The sequence below is a fragment of the Rhizomicrobium sp. genome (assembly GCA_037200385.1).
Taxonomy (GTDB): Bacteria; Pseudomonadota; Alphaproteobacteria; order Micropepsales; family Micropepsaceae; genus Rhizomicrobium.
In genome coordinates, this window is the sequence record JBBCGL010000001.1 from 1,480,534 (window position 1) to 1,505,969 (window position 25,436).

At 65.7% G+C, this 25,436-nt stretch carries 20 protein-coding genes; 10 read left to right on the forward strand and 10 right to left on the reverse strand.

Annotation, left to right across the window (positions count from 1 at the left end; genetic code table 11):
• Window positions 1-5 precede the first annotated feature (5 nt).
• On the reverse strand, window positions 6-1,427 hold the full coding sequence (locus WDM91_07020; protein ID MEI9994327.1) for a serine hydrolase domain-containing protein: 1,422 nt from the start codon (window positions 1,425-1,427) through the stop codon (window positions 6-8).
• A gap of 227 nt (window positions 1,428-1,654) precedes the next feature.
• Here WDM91_07020 and WDM91_07025 point away from each other — a divergent pair, with 227 nt between their 5' ends.
• The 4 genes from WDM91_07025 to WDM91_07040 all read left to right on the forward strand — a co-directional run bounded on the left by WDM91_07025 (window position 1,655) and on the right by WDM91_07040 (window position 6,341).
• A complete protein-coding gene (locus WDM91_07025; protein ID MEI9994328.1) occupies window positions 1,655-3,049 on the forward strand; it encodes an MFS transporter in 1,395 nt (464 codons plus the stop codon).
• Window positions 3,050-3,126: 77 nt separating this feature from the next.
• Window positions 3,127-4,449: an aspartate aminotransferase family protein gene (locus WDM91_07030; protein ID MEI9994329.1), complete on the forward strand. Its 1,323-nt coding sequence runs from the start codon at window positions 3,127-3,129 to the stop codon at window positions 4,447-4,449.
• 7 nt (window positions 4,450-4,456) lie between these two features.
• Window positions 4,457-5,602, forward strand: coding sequence for a P1 family peptidase (locus tag WDM91_07035; protein ID MEI9994330.1), 1,146 nt, complete (start codon window positions 4,457-4,459; stop codon window positions 5,600-5,602).
• A 49-nt stretch (window positions 5,603-5,651) separates the two neighbouring features.
• Window positions 5,652-6,341 (forward strand): TetR/AcrR family transcriptional regulator, encoded by a 690-nt coding sequence (locus tag WDM91_07040; GenBank protein MEI9994331.1) that lies wholly within the window; start codon window positions 5,652-5,654, stop codon window positions 6,339-6,341.
• A 62-nt stretch (window positions 6,342-6,403) separates the two neighbouring features.
• On the opposite strand, the gene WDM91_07045 is transcribed toward WDM91_07040, so the two are convergent.
• The gene (locus WDM91_07045; GenBank protein MEI9994332.1) at window positions 6,404-8,773 is read right to left on the reverse strand and encodes a TonB-dependent receptor; all 2,370 of its coding nucleotides are present in this window, start codon (window positions 8,771-8,773) and stop codon (window positions 6,404-6,406) included.
• 225 nt (window positions 8,774-8,998) lie between these two features.
• Between WDM91_07045 and WDM91_07050 the strand changes: the two genes are divergently transcribed.
• Together WDM91_07050 and WDM91_07055 are read left to right on the forward strand one after the other, a co-directional pair.
• On the forward strand, window positions 8,999-9,964 hold the full coding sequence (locus tag WDM91_07050; GenBank protein MEI9994333.1) for a hypothetical protein: 966 nt from the start codon (window positions 8,999-9,001) through the stop codon (window positions 9,962-9,964).
• Window positions 9,961-11,076: an aminotransferase class I/II-fold pyridoxal phosphate-dependent enzyme gene (locus WDM91_07055; protein ID MEI9994334.1), complete on the forward strand. Its 1,116-nt coding sequence runs from the start codon at window positions 9,961-9,963 to the stop codon at window positions 11,074-11,076. The genes WDM91_07050 and WDM91_07055 overlap by 4 nt, the downstream gene beginning before the upstream one ends.
• Window positions 11,077-11,080: 4 nt before the next feature.
• Here the strand turns inward: WDM91_07055 and WDM91_07060 are convergent, their stop codons facing one another.
• From WDM91_07060 to WDM91_07070, 3 genes are all read right to left on the reverse strand, one after another.
• Window positions 11,081-12,472, reverse strand: coding sequence for an amidase (locus tag WDM91_07060; GenBank protein MEI9994335.1), 1,392 nt, complete (start codon window positions 12,470-12,472; stop codon window positions 11,081-11,083).
• A 9-nt stretch (window positions 12,473-12,481) separates the two neighbouring features.
• Window positions 12,482-15,127, reverse strand: a complete 2,646-nt coding sequence (gene pepN / locus WDM91_07065) for an aminopeptidase N (GenBank protein MEI9994336.1) — start codon at window positions 15,125-15,127, stop codon at window positions 12,482-12,484.
• 63 nt (window positions 15,128-15,190) lie between these two features.
• Complete coding sequence (locus tag WDM91_07070) at window positions 15,191-16,294, reverse strand: pyridoxal phosphate-dependent aminotransferase (GenBank protein MEI9994337.1); 1,104 nt, start codon at window positions 16,292-16,294, stop codon at window positions 15,191-15,193.
• Between the two features lie 89 nt (window positions 16,295-16,383).
• On the opposite strand from WDM91_07070, the gene WDM91_07075 reads away from it, so the two are divergent.
• Both WDM91_07075 and glk read left to right on the forward strand, forming a co-directional pair.
• Window positions 16,384-16,953 carry an HD domain-containing protein gene (locus tag WDM91_07075; protein MEI9994338.1) on the forward strand — a complete coding sequence of 190 codons (570 nt, stop codon included), beginning with the start codon at window positions 16,384-16,386 and terminating at the stop codon, window positions 16,951-16,953.
• 108 nt (window positions 16,954-17,061) lie between these two features.
• Window positions 17,062-18,042: a glucokinase gene (gene glk, locus WDM91_07080; GenBank protein ID MEI9994339.1), complete on the forward strand. Its 981-nt coding sequence runs from the start codon at window positions 17,062-17,064 to the stop codon at window positions 18,040-18,042.
• An 88-nt stretch (window positions 18,043-18,130) separates the two neighbouring features.
• Here glk and WDM91_07085 read toward each other — a convergent pair whose 3' ends face one another.
• The 5 genes from WDM91_07085 to WDM91_07105 form a co-directional block, all read right to left on the reverse strand.
• The gene (locus WDM91_07085; protein ID MEI9994340.1) at window positions 18,131-18,478 is read right to left on the reverse strand and encodes a hypothetical protein; all 348 of its coding nucleotides are present in this window, start codon (window positions 18,476-18,478) and stop codon (window positions 18,131-18,133) included.
• A 132-nt stretch (window positions 18,479-18,610) separates the two neighbouring features.
• Window positions 18,611-19,039 (reverse strand): pyridoxamine 5'-phosphate oxidase family protein, encoded by a 429-nt coding sequence (locus WDM91_07090; protein ID MEI9994341.1) that lies wholly within the window; start codon window positions 19,037-19,039, stop codon window positions 18,611-18,613.
• 8 nt (window positions 19,040-19,047) lie between these two features.
• Window positions 19,048-19,584 (reverse strand): VOC family protein, encoded by a 537-nt coding sequence (locus WDM91_07095; GenBank protein ID MEI9994342.1) that lies wholly within the window; start codon window positions 19,582-19,584, stop codon window positions 19,048-19,050.
• Between the two features lie 21 nt (window positions 19,585-19,605).
• Window positions 19,606-20,754, reverse strand: a complete 1,149-nt coding sequence (locus tag WDM91_07100) for a cobalamin-independent methionine synthase II family protein (GenBank protein ID MEI9994343.1) — start codon at window positions 20,752-20,754, stop codon at window positions 19,606-19,608.
• A gap of 77 nt (window positions 20,755-20,831) precedes the next feature.
• Entirely contained in the window at window positions 20,832-21,617 is a 786-nt protein-coding gene (locus tag WDM91_07105) for a citryl-CoA lyase (protein ID MEI9994344.1), read from the reverse strand.
• 158 nt (window positions 21,618-21,775) lie between these two features.
• Here WDM91_07105 and WDM91_07110 point away from each other — a divergent pair, with 158 nt between their 5' ends.
• A complete protein-coding gene (locus WDM91_07110; protein ID MEI9994345.1) occupies window positions 21,776-22,936 on the forward strand; it encodes a CoA transferase in 1,161 nt (386 codons plus the stop codon).
• A 205-nt stretch (window positions 22,937-23,141) separates the two neighbouring features.
• Window positions 23,142-25,421: a TonB-dependent receptor gene (locus tag WDM91_07115; protein ID MEI9994346.1), complete on the forward strand. Its 2,280-nt coding sequence runs from the start codon at window positions 23,142-23,144 to the stop codon at window positions 25,419-25,421.
• Window positions 25,422-25,436: the final 15 nt, after the last annotated feature.

Below are 25,436 nucleotides of genomic sequence, written 5' to 3' on the forward strand. Positions count from 1 at the left end.
GTCCTTCAGCTTTCGGCGCGGCGGCGCGCGCGCATGATCTCGGTCACGCCGTCGCGCAGGATCGCGAGCTCATGCGCCTGGCCGTTCGCGTCGTAGGTGACGGCGGTCTCGTAAGGCCCCATGCGGTTGAAGAACCGGCCGTTCTGATCCATGAAAATCTCGCGCGGTCCGCCCCGCATGCCCTTGATCTCGCTCCTGAGCGTGCCGTTCTCCGCCCAGATCCGCATGGCGGGCGCGTCGACGCCGGTGACGATATCGTAAGTCCCGGTGTAACGCGAAAGCTCGGCTTGCGGAATCTCGCGGACGTGCTTTTCGGCGCGCAGATAGTCCGGCCAGGCATGCTGGTCGGCGACGGCGGCGAACACCTCCCAATAAAAGATGAGGCCGGAATCGGCATTGGTCATCACCACCGCGCCCATGCCTTTTTCGAGATAGCAGGTGGATTCACACTGATAGCCCGCATTGGAGCCGCCATGGCCGAAACGGCGGTTCGCACCGCTGCCGAACAGTTCCCAACCGAGGCCGAACTCCCCGCCACCCTGCGGTGTCATCATCTCCTGCGCGATCCCCTGCCCCAGGATCGCGTTGGGCTTGCCCAGCCAGGCATCGCGGCAGCCCAACATGAAGCGGGCATAGTCGGCCGCGGTGGTGTAGATGCCCCCGGCGCCGATCGCCGGCACATAGACGAATTTCTCCGGCAAGGGACCGCCATCCTCATGGCCGACCGCGGTGTTGCCGCGGTAGCGCTCGGGCAAGGGCGCCTCGAAGGTCGAGCGCGTCATGCCGAGCGGTTCGAAGACGTTCTCGCGCGCAAGCTGGTGGAAAGGCTTGCCCGATGCGTCTTCCAGCATCTGCTCGACCACTGTCGTGCCGCCGCCGGAATAGCGCACCGTGCCGCCTGGAACCTTGTCCACCGTCACGCCGTTGGTCGAACTGTTCTTGAACTCGACCCGCCGCGTGAGGATGTCGAGCGCGCGCGGATGCGGCTGGGCGGGATCGAAGGCGCCGAAGCCGTGGATCGTCGTGCCGGCGCGGTGCGACAGCAGCAGGCGCAGCGTCACCGGCTGCTGCCGTGTGAATTCGTTCTGCGGCACCTGCCAGGATTTGAGGTAGCGGTTGACGTCGACGTCGAGATCGAACACGCCGCGGTCGACGAGCTGGAGCGCCAGCATCGCCGTCACCGGCTTGCTGATCGAGGCGCCGGAGAACATCGTGTCGGCCTGGACGCGCGCGGGCTTGCCGGCTTCGATGTGGCCATAGCCCTCACTCCACGCAACTTCACCGTCCTCCATGACGGCGACGCCGACCGCCGGACACTCATAGGCCGCGAGGCGCTCGTCCATCGTCCAACGGATATTCTCTCCGGCGACCCGGGTGATCGGCATCAGGTTGCGCGCCAGCCGCGCCGCCGGCGATAGATCGGACATGCGTCACCTTTCGGCGGGCCGCTCGCCCACCCAAATATAAACGATGTTAATATTAGCGCGGCGGAGCCCGCGGTCAACTGGGACCGCCACCCGCGCATGCCCAGGGAAGCGGCATTCCGCCGAACAGTTTCGCGCCATTGTACGAATGCCGCCCGCGCCGGCGCGATCCTTGTTGAGCCGCGATATAAACGATGTATATTTTCGGTTGGGCATGAGGGGTTGGCGGCATGGCGGAGCGGCGCAAGACGGATACGCCGGCCGGCGAGAGCAAGCCCACGCGGCTGCAGCTCGCGCTGTTCTCCTTCCCGTCCCTGCCGCATGCCTTCATCGCGCTGCCGCTCAACATCGTCATCCCCGCCTATTATGCGGCGCACACGGCGGTGACGCTGCTGCAGATCGCGTCGGTGACGACGGCGAGCCGCATCCTCGACGCGGTGCTGGATCCGACGATCGGCTACCTGTCGGACCGCACCAAGTCGCGGCTGGGGCGCCGCAAGCCCTGGGTGCTGGCGGCGGCGATCGTCTGTTCGATCGCGATCTACTTCCTGTTCCAGCCCCCGCCGAAAGCGGACTTCGTCTATTACGGCGTCTGGTCGTTCCTGCTCTATTTCGGCTTCACGCTGTTCGAGATCCCGCGCGGCGCCTGGACGGCGGAAGTCACGCGCGACTATCACCAGCGGGCGCGCCTCAACACCTATGTCGCGATCTTCAACGTGGTCGGCAGCCTGGTGTTCTGGCTGATGCCCCTCGCCCTGTCGCGGCTGACGGGGACGATGGCGATCACCGGCGCGACGCTGTCGGGCATCGCCTGGCTCTATGTCGCGCTGATGCCGGTGGGCGTGATCCTGGCGGTGCTGTTCGTCTCCTCCGGCATCCAGACGCAGGAGAAGCTCTCCACCGTCCGCCAGATGCTGCAGTCGTTCGGCCGCAACAAGCCGCTGTGGAACTATTACGGCGCGATCTCCGCCTGGGGATTGGGCCAGGGCGCGTATCTTTCCGTCATCCTGATCTTCCTGTCCGACTATCTGCAGATGGCACAGTACTTCCCGGTGCTGATGATCGCGTTCTTCATCGTGCAGGCCGTCACCATGCCGCTGTGGCAATGGATCGTGACGCGCCATGGCCGGCATCGGGTCTGGGCCGTCACCATGACGCTCGATGCACTCAGCCGGCCGCTGATCCTGCTGCTGGCGCCGGGCGCCGGCATGGTGCCGCTGCTGGCGATCGGCGCGCTGGGCGCCTTCCTCAACGCCCCGGCGAATTTCTGCCCCACCGCGATCCTGGGCGACGTCGCCGACTACGACCTGATGAAATCGGGCATGAACAAGACCGGCAATCTCTATGCCTTCAACACCCTGCTCATCAAGGCGACGATGGCGCTGGGGGCGGGCTTCGCCTTCCTGATGCTCGACATGTTCCATTACAAGGTCGGGCACAGCAACGGTGCGCACGCCAATCTCGGCCTGCTGCTGTGTTATCTCGTGTTCCCCGCCCTGCTCTATTTCATCGCCTCGGCCATCGCCTGGTTCTTCCCGATCGACGCCGCGCGCCACAGCGTGATCCGCCGCCGCATCGAGCGCCGCGTCGTGGTCGAGCCCCTCCTGGGCACACCCGTCCCCTGACAGGCTTGACCGCGAAGCCGCTGAATATATACACTGTTTATATCGAGGCCGGAGAACAGGGCCTGCCAGGAGGTCGCATGTACCCCGACGAGAAATCCAAATCCGCCAAGCTCTATGCGCGCGCCGTCAAGGTGATGCCGGGCGGCAATTCGCGCCATACGGTCTATTTCCCGCCCTACCCTGTCTATGCGGCGCATGCGCAGGGCGCACGGGTATGGGACGTCGACGGCGCCGACCGCCTCGACTTCATCAACAATTATTCGTCGCTGGTGCACGGCCACAACCATCCGCGGATCGTCGAGGCGATCGTGAAGCAGGCGCACCGCCTGCTCTCGATCTCGCTGCCGACCGAGGAGGAGGTGCGGCTGGCGGAGATCGTCACCGCGCGGCTGCCCGGCGTCGAGTCGATCCGCTTCGGCAATTCCGGCACCGAAGGCGTGCTGCTCGCGATCAAGGCCGCGCGCGCCTATACGGGCAAGCCGAAGATCGCGCGGGTCGAGGGCGCCTATCACGGCAGCGCCGAGACCGTCAGCGTGAGCATGTCGCCGTCGCCGGACAAATGGGGCGATCCCGATGCACCCAACAGCGTCGCGCCGGCCAGCGTCGGCCCGGGCACCGCGGCGGACACGATCGTCATCCCGATGAACCAGGTCGAGGCGACGCGGAAGATCCTGCGCAAGCACGCCGCCGACCTCGCGGGCGTCATCCTCGATCCGCTGGTGAAGAATCTCGGCTACAAGCCCGCGACGCGGGAGTTCGTCGCGATGCTGCGCGAAGAGACCGAAGCGGCCGGCGCCCTTCTTATCTTCGACGAGGTCTACAGCCTGCGGCTCGGCTTCCATGGCGCGCAAGGCGCGCTGGGCATCACGCCCGACCTGACGGCGCTGGGCAAGATCATCGGCGGCGGCCTTCCGGTCGGCGCGGTGGGCGGCCGGCGCGCGGTCATGGACGCGGTGTTCGATCCGCGCCACGGCCGGCCCAAGATGAACCATGGCGGCACGTTCAACGCCAATCCGATGACCATGGCGGCCGGTGCGGTCGCGATGGAGATGTTCGACCAGGCCGCGTTCGACCGCATGTCGGCGCTGGGCGAGCGCCTGCGGCAGGGCCTGCGCGAGGCGCTGCGCGTCACCGGCGCGCCCGGCATGGTGGGGGGCGCGACCTCGATGATCTGCCTGTTCCACCTGGAAGCGCAGATCGAGACCTATCGCGACGTGGTCGCCTCGCAGGCCGGCAATGCCCGCGCCCAGGCCCGGGCGGAGCAGTTTTTCCGCTTCATGCTGAACAACGGCGTCCTGATCGGGGCACCGGGCTTTTTCGTGCTCTCCACCGCGCTGACCGAAGGCGATATCGATTACGTGCTGGAAAAGACGGTAGAAGGCCTGCGGCAACTGGATTGAGAGCGCCATGAACCCGACCCATCGCAAGACCCCTTCCGGCAGGCTGCGCGCCCGCGGCGCCGGTGTGCCCTTCACCGGCACGCCCGGGCCGAACAATGCCATCACCGACGTCGCGAATATCGAAGTCGGCTATTGCACCCTGATCTCGGGCGAAGGGCCGCTGGTCGTCGGCCAGGGACCGATCCGCACCGGCGTCACCGCTATCTTTCCGCATGGCCGCGCCCGGCCGAACGCGGCGACCTATGCCGGCTACTACAATATGAGCGGCAATGGCGAGATGACCGGCATGGCGCTGGTCGAGGAACGCGGCCGCTTCGACGGCCCCATCACCATCACCAACACCCATTCCTGCGGCCTGGCGCGCGACGTCACCGCGAAGTGGCTCTATACACAGCTCGAGACCAGCCCGAAGGACGACCAGCCCTTCTGGCTGCCGGTCTCGGCCGAGACCTTCGACGGCAACCTGAACGACATCAACGGCCATCATATCAAGGCCGAGCATGTCATCGCCGCGTTCGAGGACGCCCATGGCGGCGCGATCGAGGAAGGCAGCGTCGGCGGCGGCACGGGCATGCGCTGCTATGAGTTCAAGGGCGGCTCCGGCACGGCGTCGCGCGTCGTCGGCTATGCCGGCACCGACTATTGCGTCGGTGCGTTCGTGCAATCCAATTTCGGCAAGCGCCATCTGCTGCACATCGCCGGCATTCCCATCGGCCGCGAGATCCCGGTCGCGAGCCCGCTCGAGGCCGACGACGAGCTCGGCTCGATCATCATCATCGTGGCGACGGACGCGCCGATGATGCCGCATCAGCTGCGCCGCGTGGCGCGCCGCGCCTCGTTCGGCATCGCGCGCTCGGGCGGCATCGCGTCGAACGAATCGGGCGACCTGATCCTCGCCTTCTCCACCGGCAACCGTCCGGCGGTCGACACCCACACCGGCATCGTTTCGGCGAGCTATCTCGGCGAAGAAGGCCTCAGCCGGTTTTATGAGGCGACCATCGAGGCGGTGGACGAAGCCATCATGAACTCGATCTTCGCGAACGAAACGATGACGGGGCGCGACGGACGTTCGGTCCCCGGCCTGCCGGTCGAGCGCATCCGGACGATCCTGAAACGCCACAATCGCCTCGAAGAGACCGACTCACAAGACTGATTCGCGGAGCGCGCTTGCCAGCATTCCCGTAGCGAGATATTCGACTCCCATGAAATCACCCGCCGGCGCCAGGAAAAAAACCGCGGCCACACTGCAGCGCAAGGCGGCGCCCCGGAAGCTGCGCGCCTATCACAAGGGCAATGTCGCGCAGGACCTGCTGCTCGCCGCCAGGCGCATCCTGCGGGACGAGAGCTTCGAGGACGTCTCGGTCCGCCGGCTGGCGCGCGAGGTCGGCGTCACGCCGGCCAATTTCTACAATCACTTCGAAAGCCTGGAGGCCCTGCTGCTGAGCCTGGGGGCGGAAGGCTTCGACGAGATCCGGCTCGATGCGGAACAGATCATCGCCAGCGCGCAAAGCCGCAAGGAGGCGCTGCTGCAGCGCTGCTTCAAATTCGTCAAATTCGCGATGACGAACAAGCAGGTGTTCCGGATCATGTTCGGACAGATCCCCAATGCCCACAAGAACCAGCGGTTTCGCGAAGCCTCCGACGCCTCGTTCGGCCAGCTGATGCACCTGATCTACGGCAAGGACATCTACGATCCGACCGATCTCGCCGGCATGCACTACAAGGGCCGCGCGGCCTATGCGGTCCTCGCGATGGTCTACGGCCTGGCACGCAACATCATCGAGGACCAGTTCCAGTTCGAGACCGGCAGCGATGCCGAAATCCGCAAATTCGTCGAGGACGTGCTGAGCACCCTGCTCGACGGAACCGTGGCCAAGGAACTCTCCTGGTAGACCCGTCCTGAAAAAGCCGCCCGCCCGGATTGCTCCGGGCGGCCGGTTGCGTCGCGTCTTCTCTAGAAATTGTGCTGGATGCGCAGGCCGTAGGTGCGGCCCAGATTCACGTTCTCCACGCCGTCGGTATAGACGAATTGCGGGATCACCGAGTCGAAGGCATTGTCGATATAGCCCACGACCCGCGTCCCGCCGAACGCAAAGCCGGCATTGATGTCCAGCTTGTTGAGATCCTGATAGGCCACGGTCGAGGACGGCAGGAAGCCGCCATACTCCAGCCGGTAGCTGAAGTCGCCGACGACGCTCACATCGTCACCCATCGGATAGTTCACGGCGCCGTTGAAGTTGATGGTCCAGTGCCGCGTCAGCGGGATTTCCTGGCCCTTCACCGGGACGCCGTTCGAACTGCCGCTGGTGAACTTGTCGTCGAGCCAGCCGATCGCCGTCCCGAGGCTCAGCCAATCGAGCGGCTGATAGGCGACGCTGAGCTCGGCGCCATAGGTGCGCGCGTCGCCGACATTCGCGAGATAATACAGGCCGAGATAGGAAGGTTCGCTGGGATCGTTCTGCGGTTCCACGAGCTTGGTCTGCGTCATGTAGAAGAAGTCGGCATTGACCGCGAGCCGGCCGTCCAGCCAGGCAGTCTTGGCGCCGATTTCGTAATTGGTGTTCTTCTCCGGATCGTAGGAGAGATATTGCGGGCTCGAGGTGCCCAGATTGAAACTGCCGGCCCGGAAGCCGGTCGCGTAGGTCGCATACAGGTTCGCGCTGTCGCTGAGCTTGTATTGCAGCGTGACGCTGGGCGCCAGGTTCACATAGGCGTCCTTCTGGCGATCCGTATACGGATAGAATATCTGCGCGAAGAGCGGAGTCAGATAGGACGAACCGAGCGCCGTCGCGCCATAGCCGGCCACCGGCCCCTGGATGTAGACGAGCCGCTTCTTCGTCTGGTCCCACCGGATGTCGGCCGTGACGCTGAACGCGTCCGTGACTTGATAGGTCGCCGTGGCGAAAGCGGAGTAGGACAGCGAATTGATCAGGCTGCCCGGCGCGCCGAACGCATTGGCGCCGCTCTGCACGCCGATGTTCGGAAAGGTGTACGGATATTGGCCGGCGCCGGCGCCCGGAAGACCGGGCGAAGTCGCGTTGCCTTCGCAGCCGCCGTCATAGGGCGACATGAGGAACTGGCACATCAGGTTGCCATAGGTGTAGCCCGGCGCGAGTTCCGTGTTGAGATTGTTGAAATTGACGCTGCCGGCGAGAACCCGGTCGAAGCGGAAGGTCTCGTTGAAATAGTCCGCGCCGGCCATCCAGGTCAGCTTCTGGTCGGAATTCGATTTCCACAGGACCTGCGTATAGAAGTTGTGCAGGCTCTCGTCGCGGTACTGCACCTGCCGGAAGGCGACGGACGGGTCATAGGTCGGACCGAACGCGGTGTGGTCCTGGTCCTCCTGCAGGTTGAGATGGTAGTTGCGATAGGCCGCCTGCCACTCGAACGTGCCGGCCCAGCTCCGCGTGTCGAAGTTGACGTCCTGCGAGAGATAGGTCTGCTGCCAGCGCTCGGTGTCGGGCGTGTCCTGCGTGATGGTCTGCAGCGTCTCCGGCGCCGAGACCGGCAGGCCGCAGCACGCAACGTTGAAGACCGCCCCAACGCCATTGGGCGCATAAGCCGTGAAGGACGGGCCGTGCACCTCCTGGATCTCGGCGGTCCACAGGACCGAGAGCTGGTCCGTCACATCCCATTTCGCCCCGAGGCGGCCGCCCATGTCGCGCTTGCGGTCGATATATTGGTTGAGGGTGATGTTGTAGAGCTGGCCCTCGTCCTGGTTGATCCACCAGCCGGTCGCGCGCACCGCGAAATTGTCGGTGATCGGAACGTTCACCGCGCCCTGGATCTCGCTGCGCTGGTAGCGGCCATAGTCGCCGGTGACGTAGCCGCCGAAGCCGTCCGTGCTCGGGGTGGCGTAGATGACGTTGACGACGCCGCCGACCGCGTCGCGGCCATAGAGGCCGGATTGCGGCCCGCTCAGGACCTCGACCCGCGCCACGTCGATCTGGGCGCCCAGATTGCCGCGCTGGCCGCCGTTGAAGATGCCGTTCCGGTAGAGGCCGAAATTCGGCTCCGCGTTGATGTCCGCCTGATGGACGCCGCGGATGTTGATGAAGGTCTCGAAATTCTCCGAATCGTCCGGCAGGACCGCGTTGGGCACCATGGCGATCACCGACTTCAGGTCGGTGTAGCCGAGGTTCTTGATCTGGTCGCCGGAGATCGCCGTGACCGTGGCCGGCACGTCGATGAGCTTCTGCTCGCGACGCTCGGCCGTGACGGTCACGGTCTCGATATTGTCGTCAGCGGACGCGATGACCGGCCAGAAAACCGGCGCGGCGACGGAAGCGAGAAGAAACGCCCTGAGTGCTGCAGATACGCGCATGTCGACCCCTCACACAAGCGCAGCGTGACACGATCACCCCGATGTCGTCACACCACTAATATGAACATAGTTTACTTAGGGAATTTTTCGAATGTCAACGTCGTTCATATTGGCAGGGCACTCCGTCATGCCTATAGTTTGCGCGAAATCTGCATGCATCCTCGGCACTTGCCGAACAAGCGCGCAGCAAGCCGGCGCCGCCGATAATTTCCCGGGACTGTGACCTTGAAAGCACCTTTGGTCGTGACGCGCGCCGAGATCGAAGCCCTCCTTCCGAGGATCGATGCGGTCGGCGCGATGGCGCGCGCGTTCGCCGCCTATTCCGCGGGCCGCGCCATCGTCCCGCCGGTCGGCGAAATCCTGTTTTCGGAGGTCGATGGCGAGGCGCACATCAAATCCGGTTATATCGCGGGCGATGCGCTGTTCGTGGTCAAGGTCGCGACCGGCTTCTATCGCAACGCCGCCCGCGGCTTGCCGGCGAATTCGGGCGCCCTGCTGGTGTTCAGCGCCGTCGACGGCATGGTGCGGGCCGTTCTCCTGGATGAGGGCCTGTTGACCAACTATCGCACGGCGGCGGCCGGCGCCCTCGCCGCGCAATATCTCGCGCCCGGCATGGTCTCGAAGATCGGTCTCCTCGGCTCCGGCGTACAGGCCCGGCTCCAGGCCGAGTTGCTGCGAACCGTGACGCCCTGCCGCTCGGTGATCCTCTGGGCGCGCCGCACGGATGCGGCGCGCGCCTGTGCCGGCGATCTCGAAGCCGCCGGTTTCGACGTCAGCGTCGCCGCCACGCCCGCCGCCGTCGCGGCACAGGCCAATCTGATCGTGTCCGTGACCGCCTCGCGGCAAGCCCTCCTGACGGCCGCCGACATCCGCCCCGGAACGCATATCAGCGCCATCGGCTCCGACACGCCGGAGAAGCAGGAGCTTGCGCCGGACCTCTTGGCCCGGGCCGACATCGTGGTGGTGGACAGCAGGAGCCAGGCGCTCGAGCGCGGCGAGCTGCACCACGCGCTTGCCGCCTATCCAAGGCTAGCGGACAGCGCCCTCGAGATCGGTGCCATCGCGAGCGGCAAGGCGCGCGGCCGGACGTCGGACGGCCAGATCACGATCGCGGACCTGACCGGCGTCGCGGTGCAGGACGTCGAGATCGCGAAAGCTGTCCTCGACGCCATCGAAAAGGAAAGAGCATGAGCGCGATCGACACTTTCGTCCTGGAGCGCAGCCAGTCGCTCTACGAGAACACGGTCGAGATCAATCTCACCGAGAGCGGCGTCGAGCCGCTGACGCTCGAAACCCTGCTGTCGCCGGCCGAGCTGGCCGAACTGCACAAGCTGCGGCTGGGCTATAACTATACCGAGGGCACGCCGGAATTGCGGGCGGCGATCGCGACCTGGTATCCGGGCGCCCGCGCCGAAAACGTGCTCGTCACCACGGGCGCGGCGGAAGCGAATTTCCTGGCGGCCTGGGCGCTTCTGTCGCCCAAGGATACGCTCGCCTTCATGGTGCCGAACTTCATGCAGCTGCATGGGCTGGGACGCAATCTCGGCGCGACCGTGAAGACGTTTCCGCTCGATCCCCGCAAGGGCTGGCAGCTCGACCGCGCGGCGTTCGGCGCGGCGGCGAAAGGTGCGACGCTCATCGCCTTGTGCAATCCGAACAATCCGAGCGGCGCGGTGCTGTCGCGGGCGGACATGGACGTCGTCGCCGCGACGGCGAAGGCGGAGAATGCCTGGCTGCTGTGCGACGAGATCTATCGCGGCTCGGAGATCGACGGCCGGGCGGAGACGCCGAGCTTCTGGGGCGCCACCGACCGCACGATCGTGACCTCGAGCACGTCCAAATCGCTGGCGCATGCCGGCCTGCGGCTGGGCTGGATCGTCGCGCCGCCGGACTTCATCTACGAATGCATGCGGCGGCAGGACTACACGACCATCGGCACGGGGCCGATCAACCAGTTCCTCGGCGCCAAGCTGCTGGCGCCGGCGCGCCGCAACGAGATCCTGGCGCGCAGCCGTGCCATCCTCGCCCGCAATCTCGGCGTGATCGATGGCTGGATCTCGCGCTGGAACGGCCGGCTCGCCTATGACCGCCCGGCGGCGGGCGGCATGGTGTTCGTGCGCTACGACGTCAAGATCGGCTCGGCGGCGCTGAGCGACCTACTGCGCGAGAAGAAGGGGACATTCGTCGTCGCCGGCGAGTGGTTCGGCATGGACGGCCACCTGCGCATCGGCACCGGCGGCCACGCCCATGAACTCGAAGAAGGCCTCAGGCGGATCGACGACGTGCTGCGCGCGATCGCCTGAGCCTTCAATTCCAAGGATACGTCCAGGGGAACGCCTGCTCGTAGAGACGGGCCAGGCGCAGCAGGATGTCGTCGCGGTGGCGGCGCGCCGTGATCTGCAGACCGACCGGCAAGCCGTCCGAGGTGAATCCCGCGGGGATCGAGATCGAGGGATTCCAGCAGGCATTGGCGAGCATCCCAAAGGGCTCGACGCCGGTCTCGCTGGCATCGCGGCCGTCGATCACCTGCGGCGGCGTGATATCGGCCTTGTAAGGCCGGCAGCCGGTCGCGGGCGACATGAGCAGATCGTTCTCGCGAAAGAAATCGGCCACCTCATAGGTCAGCTTCTCGATGTTCTTCCAGCTCTGCTTGAGGTCGATCTCGTCCCGGCGGTCGCGGATGCGTCCGAGGAAGAACTGCGTGGTGTCGGCCAGCTTGTCGAAACCGCCGGGCAGGATGCCGTCGCGGATGAAATCGGCCTCCAGCGTGCCGAGATTGAGCGCGCCCCAGTCGCGCAGGATGTTGGTGGAGTGGAAGAGCTGGTCCACTTCGGCCAGCTTGGCGACCGCGATCAGGCGCGTCGCGGCCTGGCGCGCCAGCGCGATGACTTCGGGCTCGACCACCGCATAGCCGCAATCGGGGGTGAAGACCGTGCGCAGCCGCGAGACGTCCAGCGTCTCGATGATGTCTTCGTAGAGATAGGGAACCTGCGGCAGCGACTGGCGGTCGCGGTCGTCCGGGCCGGCGGCGACGTCGAGATAGCGCGCCAGGTCGGCCGTGCTGCGCGTCACCGTTCCGTGCACGGACCAGTTCGCGAAGCCGTTCACCTTGGCGATCCGGGCATGGCTGGGCTTGAGGCCGATCAGGTTGGTGAAGGCCGCGGGCTGGCGGATCGAGCCGCCGCCGTCGGTCGAGGTCGCGAACGGCACCATGCCGGCCGCCACCGCCGCAGCGGAGCCGCCGCTGGAGCCGCCCGGCGTCATCTCCGGATTCCACGGATTGCGCGTCACCCCCCAGGCCTTGGTGAAGGTCGCGGAGTCCATGCCGAATTCGGCGGTCGCGGTCTTGCCGAGCGGAATGGCGCCGGCGGCGCGCAGCCGCGCGACATGCGGCGAATCCTTCGTCTTGATCGGCGTGTCGAGCATGAAGACGGAGCCCTGCGTCGTCCGGAAGCCGGCACAATCCTCGAGGTCCTTCACGCCGAAGGGCACGCCCGCGAGCTTGCCCGGGTCCTCGCCCCGCGCCACCTTGGCGTCGATCGCGTCGGCCATGCGAAAGGCATTGTCGCGATCGAGCACGATGAAGGCGTTGACGGCGGGATTGCGCGCGTCGATCGCGGCCAGCGCGCCGGCGACCGCGTCGCGCGCCTTCATCTCGCCGCGGCGCACCTTGTTGGAAATCTCGACAAGCGACGGCATCGCACGCTCCTATTGCAGGGCCCTGGTGACGTTCTCGGCCAGCCCTTTGGAAATCCCGTGTGTTCCCGCGACGCGCTCCAGCGCCTTGCGCATCAGCGCCTGGCGGTGGGGATCGTAGCGCCGCCACTGGTTGATCTGCGGCATGATGTAGTGGCCGCCGGTGCGGCCCATCCTGTCGATCATCAGCAGGCGGTCGGCGAGGAATTCGTAGCCCTTGCCGCTCGGGTCGTGGAACGCCACCCGGTTCTGCCGGCAGAAGCCGCCGTAATACAGCATGCCGCGCGCCCGGTTGTTGAAGTCGAAGGCGGGGTGCTCCTCCAATGCGATGATGCGGTCCACCGCGCCCGGGGCGCGCGACAGCGCCTGGGCGCCGAACCACTTGTCCACCACGGTGGAGTTGCTCTTCCAGCGCTCATAGAACCAGGCGACGCCCTCGTCGCGTTCCGGCCGGTCCATGTGGGTCAGCGTGCACAGCGCTTCGTACATGTCGGTCATGTTTGTGGCCGATTTGAGCTGCGCCAGCGCGAGCTTTGCCGATGGTTCTCCGCCCAGCGTCGCCAGCAGGTCCAGCACGACGTTCTTCAGCCGGCGCCGGGAGATGCCGGCGATGTCCGGCGCATAAGGCCCGCTCTCGCGGAGCTCGGCGTAAAGATCGACGAGCTTGTCGCCGAACCGCTCGGCGACGGCGCGGCGCAGGAAATTGCGTCCCGCGACCTGCCCGTCCAGATCGATCTGCGCCAGCCCCTCGCTCACCATCGGCTCGTCGGGGATGGCGAGGATCTGCGAACGCAGCAGCTTGTCGCCATTGCTGTCGGTCAGCACACGGCCGATGGCGGCGAGGTAGGATGGCGGCACCTGCAACGCCTTGCCGGCGGAAATGTCCGAAGCGAGGCCGCGGATGAGGCGGACGCCGAGCGTCTGCGCCGCGTCCCAGCGCGCGAAGGGATCGCTGTCGCCGGCGATCAGGATCGCCAGATCGTCGTTCGAAAGCCCGGCGTCGACGGTGACCGGCGCCGAAAACCCGCGCAGCAGGGACGGCACGGGCTCCGACTCGACGTCGTCGAAGACGAAGGTCTGCTCGGCCTGCGTGAAATCGAGCACGGCCGATTCGGCTTCGCGGCCGTCCAGCGAAAAGCGCAACGGCGCGCCGTCGCGCGACAGCAGGCCAACGGCGACCGGGATCTGGAACGGCAGCGTGTCCGGCTGACCGGCGGTCGGCGGACAGGTCTGTGTCAGCGACAGGCGATACTGCCTCCTGGCGGCGTCATAGGCGCCACGCGCCGCGATGCGCGGCCGCCCCGCCTGCGTGTACCAGCGGCGGAACTGGCCGAGGTCGCGGCCCGACGCCGCTTCCATCGCGGCCAGCCATTCGTCGATCGTCACCGCCTTGCCGTCATTGCGCGCGATGTAGAGGTCGAAGCCCTTGCGAAAGACCTCGGGGCTCAGCATCGCGCGCAGCATGCGCACCAGTTCGGCGCCCTTGTCGTAGACGGTGTTGGTGTAGAAATTGTCGATCTCGGCATAGGCCGGCGGCTGCACCGGATGGGCGGCGGCGCCGTCGTCCTCGGTGAACTGGTTGCGGCGCAGCGCCTGCACGCCCTCGACCCGCCAGACCCCGGCCGCCATCTTGTCCTCGATGAACTGCTGGTCGCGGAAGCGGGTGAGGCCCTCCTTGAGACAGAGCTGGAACCAGTCGCGGCAGGTGACGCGGTTGCCGGTCCAGTTGTGGAACTGCTCATGGCCGATGATGCGCTCGATGATCACATAGTCGCCGTCGGTCGTGATGTCGGGATCGGTGACGATGCCATGGGCCTCGAACAGGTTGAGGCCCTTGTTCTCCATCGCGCCCGCCCAGCCGGTCAGGGCGACGATGTTGTAGACGTCGAGATCGTATTCGAGGCCGTAGGTCTCCTCGTCCCAGGCGAGCGAGCGCTTGACGACGTCCATCGCGAAGCGGCAGCGCGATACGAGATCGTGATCGGCATAGATGCCGAGCTTCACCGGTCGTCCGCTCCGGGTGACGAAACTGTCCTCCAGCAGGCCGAAATCGCCGGCGAACACGCCGAAGATGTAGGACGGCTTGGGCCAGGGATCGACCCAGGTCGCCCAGTGCCGGCCGTCCGGCAGCATGCCGGCACTTTCCGGATTGCCGTTCGACAGCAGGACGGGATATTTCGCTGCGTCCGCCCGCAGGGTCACGCGGTAGCGCGCCAGCACGTCCGGCCGGTCGAGGAAATAGGTGATGTCGCGAAAGCCTTCCGCCTCGCACTGTGTGGCGAGCTTGCCGCCCAGCTCGAAAAGCCCCTTGGCCGTGCTGTTCTGCGCCGGAGCGATCGCGGTCGCGATCTCCAGCGTGAAGGAATCGGGCACGCCCGGAATGACGAGCTGCCCACCATTCGCCAGGAACGCGGCGCCCGATAGCGAGCGGCCGTCGAGCCTGAGTCCGACGAGCTCCATCGCCTCGCCGCCGTCCAGCACCAGGGGCGCCTCGGGTGCGGCGGTATCGGCGCGGCGCAGCGTCATGCGGTTTTCGACGATCGTGCGCGCGGCATCGAGATCGAAGGTCAGCTCGACCGTGTCGATGTGGAAATCCGGCGCGCGGTAGTCGGCGAGGCGGACGGTCCCTTCGATCTGCGGCGTTGCTTCTGACGACATGCGCACGAGCCTATATGAACAACGTTCATATAGGCAAGCGCCGGCGCGCGTCCGCCGCTCTGCTCATTCTTCGCGCAGGCTGCGCGATATCCCGGCGAGGCCGGCCTCCAGCTCCGCGAAGGTCGGCCAGCCGAAGCCGAGCCGGAAATAGCTGTCCGGCATCTCGAACCAATGACCCGGCCCCACATAGGTCCCATGCCTTGCGAGCAACCGCTTGTAGAACGCGTCCAAGCCGCCTTTCGGCGTTTCCCGGATGCGCGGGAAGCACACCACGCCGCCCGACGGCTTCACCCATTCCAGCCGGTCCTCATCCGCCAGCCATTGCGCGACAAGCTCGCGGCGGCGGCGCATCTCGCCCATGGTCGCCGCCAGAAGCGGCTCGCGGTTCTTCAGGATCTCGAGGGCGACCCATTCGTCGATCACGCTGCCGCAGATGGTCATCTGCTCCTTGGCCGCGAGGAATTTCTCCTTGAGGCCCGGATCGCGGGTGATGAGCCAGCCGGCCCGGATGCCGGGCACGCCATACGCCTTGGAGAGCGACGAGACCGAGATGACATGCTCGCCGAGCGACGCGGCCGGCGGCAGGGCGGCGTCGAACGACAGATCGCGGTAGGTCTCGTCCACCAGCAGGTGGCAGCCATGCTGGCGCGCCAGACGGACCAGGGCGTCGAGCTCGCCGCGGGTAAGCGACGTGCCGGTCGGGTTGTGCGGACAGGTCACGCTGATCAGGCGGGTGCGCGGCGTGATCGCGGCGGCGAGCTCCGCCATGTCGATCCGGAAGGCATTGTCAAATTTCAGATCGATGAAGGCGATCGCGCAGCCGATGGCGCGCGGGGTCTCCAGGTTGGTCGCGTAGTTCGGCCGGATGACGACCAGCCCGTCCTCCGGCCCCAGCAGCGTGGTCGCCACGATGAACAGCGCGCCGGCGGCGCCCATGGTGATCAGGACGTCGTCGGCCGACAGACCGTCGCCGTCTGCCGCGATGAGGGCGCGGAGTTCCGCGCTGCCGCGATGCTCGCCGTAAAGAAGCGTCAGGTCCGGCACCGACAGCCCCAAGGACGAGAGCGAGCGGTCGGCGACCGAGCTCTCCGAAAGGTTGTGGCGGATCAGGTCGTAGCCGTATTCCTCCGGCGATTCGACTTCGATCGGCATTCTCTTGTAGCGCATCGCCCTGCCCCGCCCGAAAACGGCTTGTGTCGGCCGCCCGCTGATATTAACACCGTTTATATTACTGCTGTCCATCGTGAGGTCACGCCATGCCGATCGCCAAATTCACCCGAATGGATGCGGGCGATGCGGAGGATTTCCGCCTGGTCGCCGATCTGTTCGACGTCTCGCGCTGTGTGACCGGACATGTCGACGCCCTTTTCGACCAGCTCAAGACCCTGCTGGGCGATCCGATCGGATATCGCATAGACCGGTTCCAGCACTCCCTGCAATCGGCGACCCGGGCGCTCCACGACGGGCGCAGCGAATCCTATGTCGCGGCGGCGCTCCTGCACGATATCGGCGACACGCTGGCGCCCCACAACCACGGCGACATCTCCGCCGCGATCCTGCGGCCCTATGTCGATGAAGAGATGCATTTCATCGTCGCGCATCACGCCGTGTTCCAGGGCTATTACTATTGGCATCTCGACGGCCGGGACCGCGATCGCGACGCGCGCGAACGCTATCGTGGCCATCCCCATTTCGCCGCGACGGCGGAATTCTGCGAGAAATACGACCAGTGCTCGTTCGATCCGGATTACCCGACGCTGCCGCTGCATGCCTTCGATGCGCTGGTGCGGCGGGTCTTCGCCAGGCCGCGCGAATGGGCGTCGTGATCCGGCGCCGGATGTTTCGCATGGCTTGCCGCCGGAATTGGTATATGTCGTCCGTCAGCACACGCGCATCCGGGACATCGCCATGCTTGCCCTACAGAGCATCGAGTTATGAGCGGCGCGGCCGAAGACACGGTGCTGGTCGGCGATATCGGGGGGACACATGCCCGCTTCGCGGTCGTGAACATGTCTACGTCGCCCTGGCAGATCGACCATCGGAGCGACATCGAAGCAACGGCTTCCACATTCGCTCCGTCGTTGCGCTCCTATCTCGATCAGGCTGGACTGGCGGCTCTGCCGCCGGCAATCGCTCTTGCGGTGGCCGGCCCCGTCCATGACGGCCAGGTGGTGCTTACAAACCGCGGGTGGCGGATCGCGGAAGGGGACCTTCGCGAGATGGGCTTCCACCAGGCCTTGTTGATCAACGACTTCGTGGCGCTGGCGTTCTCCGTCGCGACGCTTGGACCGCACGACTTCCGCACGATCGGCCCTGATGTGGCCGGACTGGCGGGCGAGCCGATCTCCGTCCTCGGCGCCGGGACCGGTTTCGGCGTGTCCTGCCTGGCGCGCTTCCACGGCCGCGCCGTTCCGATCGCGACCGAAGGCGGCCATGCCGGCTTCGCCCCGGGCAATGCACAGGAAGTCGCCGTGCTGGGGATCCTCGCCCGCCGTTTTGGCTATGTCTCGATCGAACGCATTCTGTCGGGTCCGGGAATGGAAAATCTCTATGGCGCACTCGCCGAACTCGGCGGACGCAGGCCTGCGTCCCTGAGCGCGCCCGACATCGTCGCCCGCCGGGCGGACGATCCCGACTGCCGGGATGCGGTCGATATGTTTTGCGGGATCTATGGCGCGGTGGCGGGCGATTTCGCGCTCTCCTATGGCGCCCGCGGCGGCGTCTACGTGGCGGGCGGTATCGCGCTCAAGATCGAAGCGATCCTCGAAGCCAGCGCCTTCCGGGCCCGCTTCGAAAGCAAGGGCCGCTTTTCCGACTATGTCAAAGCCATCCCGACCCGGCTGATCCTGAGCGAAGACACGGCGTTCCTCGGCGCGGCAAACGCCAGCCGCGAATTCCGCGACGTCACGGTATAGGGCCGGTTTCCGCGCGACTTGCGACGGCTCGACCGGACAGTCACGCGAAGACGACGGTCCTCGACCCTAAGGCCGAGTATCGACCACCTTACCGCCCCGCCGTGATCACGCCGGTGAAGGCGCCCGTCGAATCGGCGCCGCTGAAGCTGTCTCCGACCTTGTAGTCCTTGATCGGGAAGCAACTCGGCTTGCCGCCGCCCGACAGCGTGAAGCAGCTTTGCCCGTCCGCATCCGCCCAGGTGCCGTTCAGCGTCTTGCCGTCCGGCAACGCGACGGAGTAGCTGTGATCGGCGTTGACATAGACCTTCACGACGCGCCCGTCGCTATAGGTCGAGGTGATCGTGTTGCCGTACACGCCCGTCCAGGTGTCGGCGAGCGCGGGCGTCGCAGCCGCGGTGAGAAATACGGCGCCAAGGATGAGCGTGCGCAAGGTCATGGCGTGCTCCTTTGAAGTTCGATACCAAAACTCGCGATCATGGCCCGCGCCCTTCGACGCCGCCTGCGGCGCCGCTCAGGATGACGTGCGGGCCATGACAAGTTGAGAATTCGGCGGCATCAAAACCAGCCTTCAATCGGTGATCGGCTGCCCCAGCAGGTCTTCCGACCGGTCGATCTTGATCAGCACGGCCCAGCCCTTTTTCTCGGGATCGGAATTCTTCTCCGGCTCGATCAGGCGCTCCCACACCTTGTCGTAGACGGGTCCGGATTTGTGCACCGTTGCGGTGCCGTAGAGCCGCGCGAGGCCGCCGATCGGCAGCATGTCGCGCTTGGAGAGGTCGAAGAAGAAGACCGTGGCCTTGGTGCCGTCGGCCATCTGCGCGGCGGTCGAGCCACGGCCGCGCTCCCACAGCGAGATGTGCTCGCCGTCATAGACCTGCGCGCTGCCGCGCGGCGTAATCTGCGCGAAGCCGTCGGCGAGCACGGTGCCGATCAGGCAGGTATGGGTCGGAAAAGCCCCGTCTATCAGCGGCCATATCTTCTTGGGAATCGTCGCCATCGCTCGCCCTACCGGTAGGTGTTGTTGGAGGTGTGATCGCCCTTGAGCCAGTTCCACAATTCCTCATGCGCCTTCTTGCGGCGCACCTCGTTGATCAGTGTGGCATTGGGCGCGTCGAAGGTAAATTCGAGGATCATGCCGTTGGGATCGGTGACATAGACCGAGCGGCAATAGCCATGCTCGAGCACATAGGATTCCGGCTCCTTGTAGCCGGCGGCCTGGATGCGGCCCTCGATGGCCTTTTGGGTCTCGGCATCGACGTTGAGCGCGATATGGTGGAAGGGCGAGAACGGCATCTTGGGGCCGAACTGCTCCTGGTCCTCGGGCTTGTCGAACTGGAAGAAGGCGAGCGCGCCGCCGTCGCCGAGGCCGAAGAAGCAGTGGCAATAGGTGCGCATCGCACCGAACAACTCGTCGGATTCGCTCCAGGTCGCGATCAGCGGCAGGCCGATCACCTCTTCGTAGAATTTCCGCGTCGCCTCCATGTCGCGCGTGACATAGGCGGTGTGATGCAGCCGACTGGGGAGCGTTGCTTGGCCGGTCATGGGTTCCTCCTTGATTGCCGTCTAGTGCCAGAACCGTTTCGACGCGAGGCGCGCGCCTTCGGCGAGGGCGGCGAGCTTCTTCCAGACGACGTCGGGATCGACGCCGCCCTGCCCGACATGGATGGAAAAGCCGCAATCGACGCCGGCCATCACGTTCTCGCGGCCCGCGAGATTGGCGTAGCGCTCGATCCGCTGGGCGACCAGTTCGGGATGCTCGATGTAGTTGGACTGGCATTCGATCACGCCGGGGATCAGCACCTTGTCCTTGGGCGGCTTGATCTCCTCGAACATCCGCCATTCATGCGCATGGCGCGGATTGGCGGCCTCGAACAGGATCGCGCTGGGCTTGGCGTGGTCGAGCACGTCGATGATGTCGCGAAACGGCACGTCGCAGTGATGCGGGCCGGGATAATTGCCCCAGCACATATGCATGCGCAGCTTCTCGGCCGGTATGTTGCGCACGGCATGGTTCAGCGCCTCGATATGCAGGCGCATGCGCTTGCGGAACGCCTCGAGCGTGAGATCGGCATATTGCACATGCCGGCCCATCGCGAGATCGGGGCAATCGAGCTGCAAGGTCATGCCGGCATCGGCGATGGTCTCGTACTCGTACTGCATCGCGTCGGCGATGGCGTAGAGATACTCCTCCTGCGTCTTGTAGTGGTCGTTGCGGAAGAACAGCGAGATCACGCCCGGCGAGGCGGCGCTGGAGAACTGGCCCACGGTCTTCACGTCCGCCGTCGCGGCCGCCATGTTCTCGACATCGACCTTCGGCGAGGCGTGGTCGCGCACCGAGATCGGCCCGTTGCAGCCGGGCGTCTTGCGGCTCTTGCGGCCGGGATCGCCGAACACGCGTTGCTGGCTCCTGGGAAAGCCGACGAGGTCCTGGAAGACGAAGCTGTTGGAGGTGCCGCCGAAGCCGTTGAGGCGATCCTTCACATAGGTGGCATAGCTCGGCTTGGACATCTCGCCGTCATTGATGAGGTCGACGCCGGCTTCGGCCTGTTTGCGCACCATCTCGCCGATCGCATCGCGCACCCTTGCGTCGAGCGCCGCGGCGTCGACCGGCACGCCCTCCTCCCGTGCCACCATCATGCGGATGAGGTCGTCCGGCCGCGGCAGGCTTCCGGTATGGGTGGTTAGAAAGCGATCGGTGCTGCGCAGGGTCACGAGCTTTTTCGATTATCGAAATTGTTTTCGGAAGGAAGGCTATCGCGGCGATGGGCAAATTGCAAAGCGCGCCGTGCTCATCGTGCCTTCGCGCCATCATAGGAGATCGCGTCCGCCGCGGCATTCGACAGGATGAAGCCGATCGGGCGCTGTGCCTCTTCCTGGAGATGGGCGAGCAGGCCCGCAGTGCGGGCGAGGATGGAGATGCTCTTGAGCGCGGTGAGCGGGAAGCCGATCTCGAGCAGGATCGCGGGGATCGCGCCGTTGATGTTGATCGGCAAGGGCCGGCCCAGCGCTTCGGGCAGAATCTCCGCCACGGTCTGCAGCATGCCCAGATAGGGACCGTCGAGCCCATGCTGCTTCGCGAGGCCCAGCAAGACATTCGCACGCGGATCGCCGCCGGAATGCTGCGGATGGCCGAAGCCGGGAATCGCCGTCTTGGTCTTGCGCATCTTCCGCACGCGCTCCGCCGCAACATCTGTAGCCTTCCGGTCCTTCGCGGCCTCGACGAGATCGTGCAGGAAATAGCCGGCGGTCTCCGCGCTGCCGAGCACGACGGAGCCCGAGCCCAGGAGGCCGGCCGCGACGGCGCCCTGGATCGCCTCGGGCGCCGCGGCGAAGGTCATGCGCGCGGCCTGGACGCTCGGCACCAGCCCATGCTCGGCGATGGACACCAGCAGGGCGTTGACGAAGAAGCGCTGGGTTTCGGTCGGCTCCTTCCCCATCAGCAGGAGGAAGAAATAGTCGATGAAATCGATCTTGCCGATCAGCTCGCTGCACAGGTCGCGGCCGCGGATGGTGATCGAGGCGGCATCGGCGGTGGAGATCGCCGTGAAAGGATTGTCCTGCTTGCCGATACGCATGATGCTCTCCCGCTTGCCCCCGGTTGTACGATGTCAGCCTAGCGCACAAGCGTCGAACTTACCAAATATCGAAATTGACTTCGATATACGGAAATTCCTACTCTGCGCCGTCTTCAGCGGGCGCGGCGGCGGCCGCCCCGATGCCGCCCGGAGCAAGAATGACCAAAGTCCTCGACGACGTGCGGGTCCTGGAAATGGGTACCTTCATCACCGGCCCCGCCGCCGGGATGATCCTGGCCGACATGGGCGCCGACGTCATCAAGCTCGAGCGGCCGAAGACCGGCGACCCGTTCCGCGCCTTCAACGGCGGCCTCTACAGCCCGCATTTCCAGACCTACAACCGCAACAAGCGCAGCCTGACGGTCGATACGCGGAACGCGGCAGACCTCGCGCTGCTGGACGAGCTGGTCGCCAACGCCGACGTCTTCATCCAGAATTTCCGTCCCGGCGTCGCCGAGGACCTGAATGTCGGATGCGCGCGGCTGCAGGCGATCAATCCCGGCCTCATCTATTGCGGCATCTCGGGCTTCGGCCATGACGGGCCGGATGCGGAGCGGCCGGCTTATGATACCGTGGCGCAGGCGGCGAGCGGCTGGCTTCGCCTGCTGATCAATCCGAAGAACCCGCGCGTCGTCGGGCCGGCGATCGCCGACGCGGTGACCGGATTCTATGCCGCGTTCGGCATCCTGGGCGCGCTGCACGAGCGCGAGAAAACCAAGCGGGGCAGGCGAATCGACATCTCGATGCTCGAGGCCATGTGCCATTTCAACCTCGACGACTTCACGCATTACTTCTCGCAGAACGAGATCATGGGACCGTATAGCCGGCCCAGCGTCTCGCAATCCTATGTCTTCGAATGCGCCGACGGGAAATGGGTGGCGCTGCACATGTCCTCGCCCGAGAAATTCTGGGAAGGGCTCGCGACCGCCATCGACCGCCCGGACCTGTTCGCGGATCCGCGCTTCGCCGACCGCCCCAGCCGCATCAAGCACCAGGACGACCTGATCGCGCTGATGACCCCGATCTTCAAGGCGAAGAGCCGCGCCGAATGGTGTGCGCGGCTGGACGGCCAAGGCGTGCCCTTCTCGCCGGTCTACGATTCGAGCGAAGCCCTCCAGGACCGCCAGGCGCGGCATCTCGGAATCCAGGTTGAAGGCCATCACCCCACCATGGGCACCTTCCGCACCGTGCGCTTCCCGGTGAATTTCGACGGCCGTCATGCCGAGGACGTCCTGCCGCCGCCCACGCTGGGCGAGCACGACTCGGCCATCCGGGCGCAGGCCGGCCGGCTGTGGCGCCGCGACGGTGCAGCGGAATAGACGCACAGGACCGGAATCCGCTCAGAATTCGGATACCGAAATTGACTTCGCAAAACGAAATATCCTACCGTCGCTTCAGGAGGAATCCACGCAGCGTTTGAGTCCGACTTGTCGGGCGCGTGGCGAGCCGAAACAGGCCGCCGCCATTCAGACGATACGTGGATCGAATGGCCGGCTTTGCCGCGCCGTGTAACGGGGGAATCGCATGAACCGGACCAGTCGCCGCACGCCGCGTGGTGTTGCCAAGCTGCTTCTCTGCGGCGCGGCGTTCGTGGCGCTCGCCACCGGCGTGACGCCGGCCTTCGCCGACGAGCAGATCGAGACCGTCGTGGTCACGGCGCGCCAGCGCTCCGAGGATATCCATGACGTGCCGGCGCAGGACACCGCCTTCACCGCCGAGCAGATCCTGGCCAGGGGCATCGAGACCCCCTCGGACTTCCTGAGTTCGGTGCCGAACGTGACCTTCGTCACCACCCAGAACGCGGGCACCAGCTTCATCGTGATGCGCGGCATCAGCCAGGCGCGCAACAGCGAGCCCTCCGCCGCGATCGTGGTCGACGGCGTGCCGATGACCCAGCCGGCGGAGTTCAACCAGGAACTCTTCGACATCGCGCAGATCGAAGTGCTGAAGGGCCCGCAGGGCGCGCTCTACGGCCGCAACGCGATCGGCGGCGCGATCCTGATCACCACCGAGCAGCCGACCGACGAATGGCAGTCCCGCGTCACCGCCGGCTATGAGAGCGGCCCGGGCGGCAAGCTGCAGGGCGTGATCAGCGGCCCGCTGGCCGACGATCTCAAGATGCGCGCCGCGGTCTCCTACTTCAACACGGACGGCCATCTGCGCAACGTCGACACGACCGACCCCTCGGCCAGGCGCGACGCCGATCCGGTCAAGGACCTCAATGCGCGCGTGTCGTTCCTCTACACGCCGACCGCGGACTTGACCGTCGACCTGCGCCTGTCGACCGACATCCTCAATACCCGCGGCCTGTATTACATCGTGCCGCCTTTCGGCTCGCCGAACTTCAACAATCCGAACTACACCGCGCAGCCGATCAACCTGAACAATTCGGGTTTCGACGACCGCCAGATCTACGACGCGTCCCTGAAGGTGAGCTACGAGACCGGCGCGGGCCAGATTTCCTCGATCACCGGCTACAGCACGGTGCGGGAGATCCTCACCGGCGACGGCTATGGCTTCAATCCCTTCGGCCAGTCCAATGTCGGCTTCGACTACGGCCAATCCCAGTTCCTGGACGTCAAGACCTTCACCCAGGAATTGCGCTTCACCTCGCCGTCGACGGGCCGCTTCCGCTATATCGCGGGCGGGCAGATCTTCGCGACCGACCGCTACATCTCGACCGGCAACACCTATGACGGCACGACCGATTCGGGCGTGCAGCCGATCTACCGGACCCCGAACCCGCAATTCGGCCTGGTGTCCTTCGCGCCGCAGTCGCAGATCAGCTTCCTCGCCGACAGCCAGAACCAGTTCGCCTGGGCTTTCTACATCGACACCTCGACGGAGATCACCGACGAGCTCGAATTGTCGCTCAATGCCCGCTTCGACAGCGACCATCGGAAGAACACCACGCTGACGCCGCAGGAGTTCCTCGACGCCAACCCGATCACCAGCCGCGCCGCGATCCCGGCGACGACGGGCGAGCAGCGCTCCCACACCTGGGACGCGTTCCAGCCCCAGGCGATCCTGCGCTACACGATCGACCCGGACGTGAATGTCTATGCCAGCTACAGCCGCGGCTTCCGCAGCGGCGGCTTCAACCAGACCGGCGTCGCCGCGGCCGCCACCTTGGCCGGTTTCGACAATGTCGGCGACCAGTTCAACGCCGAGACCGCGACCACCTACGAGGTCGGGGCCAAGACCCGCTGGTTCGACGACCGGCTGACCCTCAACGGCAGCGCCTACATCACGCAGGACCACAACGACTATTACTTCGTGTTCCTGGCGTCGAACTCGACGCAGAATCTCGGCAACATCCAGGGCGTGCGCTTCATGGGCTTCGACCTCGACGCCACGGCCCAGATCACCGACGAGCTGAGCGCCAATGTCGGCTTCGGCTATACCGACAGCAAGATCACCAAGTTCCCCGGCGCATCCAGCGCGCTGGTGGTGGGATCGAAGGCGCCGCTCGTCTCCGACTACACGCTCAATGTCGGCCTGCAATACGAGCATCCGCTGTGGGACGGCGTCAAAGCCCAGATCCGGTTCGACGACAACCTGATCGGCCCGACGATCTTCGTCATCCCCGTTCCGGCGGCCGGCGAGGCGGTCCCGATCGCGCGCGATCCCGTCAACCTCGTGAACCTGCGCATCGGCCTGGCGGCGGACGACAGCAACTGGCAGGTGACGGCCTGGTCGAAGAACCTGTTCGACGAGCGCTACAACACCGAATATTCGACGGGCGGCTTCCTTTTCAAAGGCGAGCCGATCAGCTGGGGCATCGACGTCACGAAGCGCTTCTAGGGATAGCAAAAAACC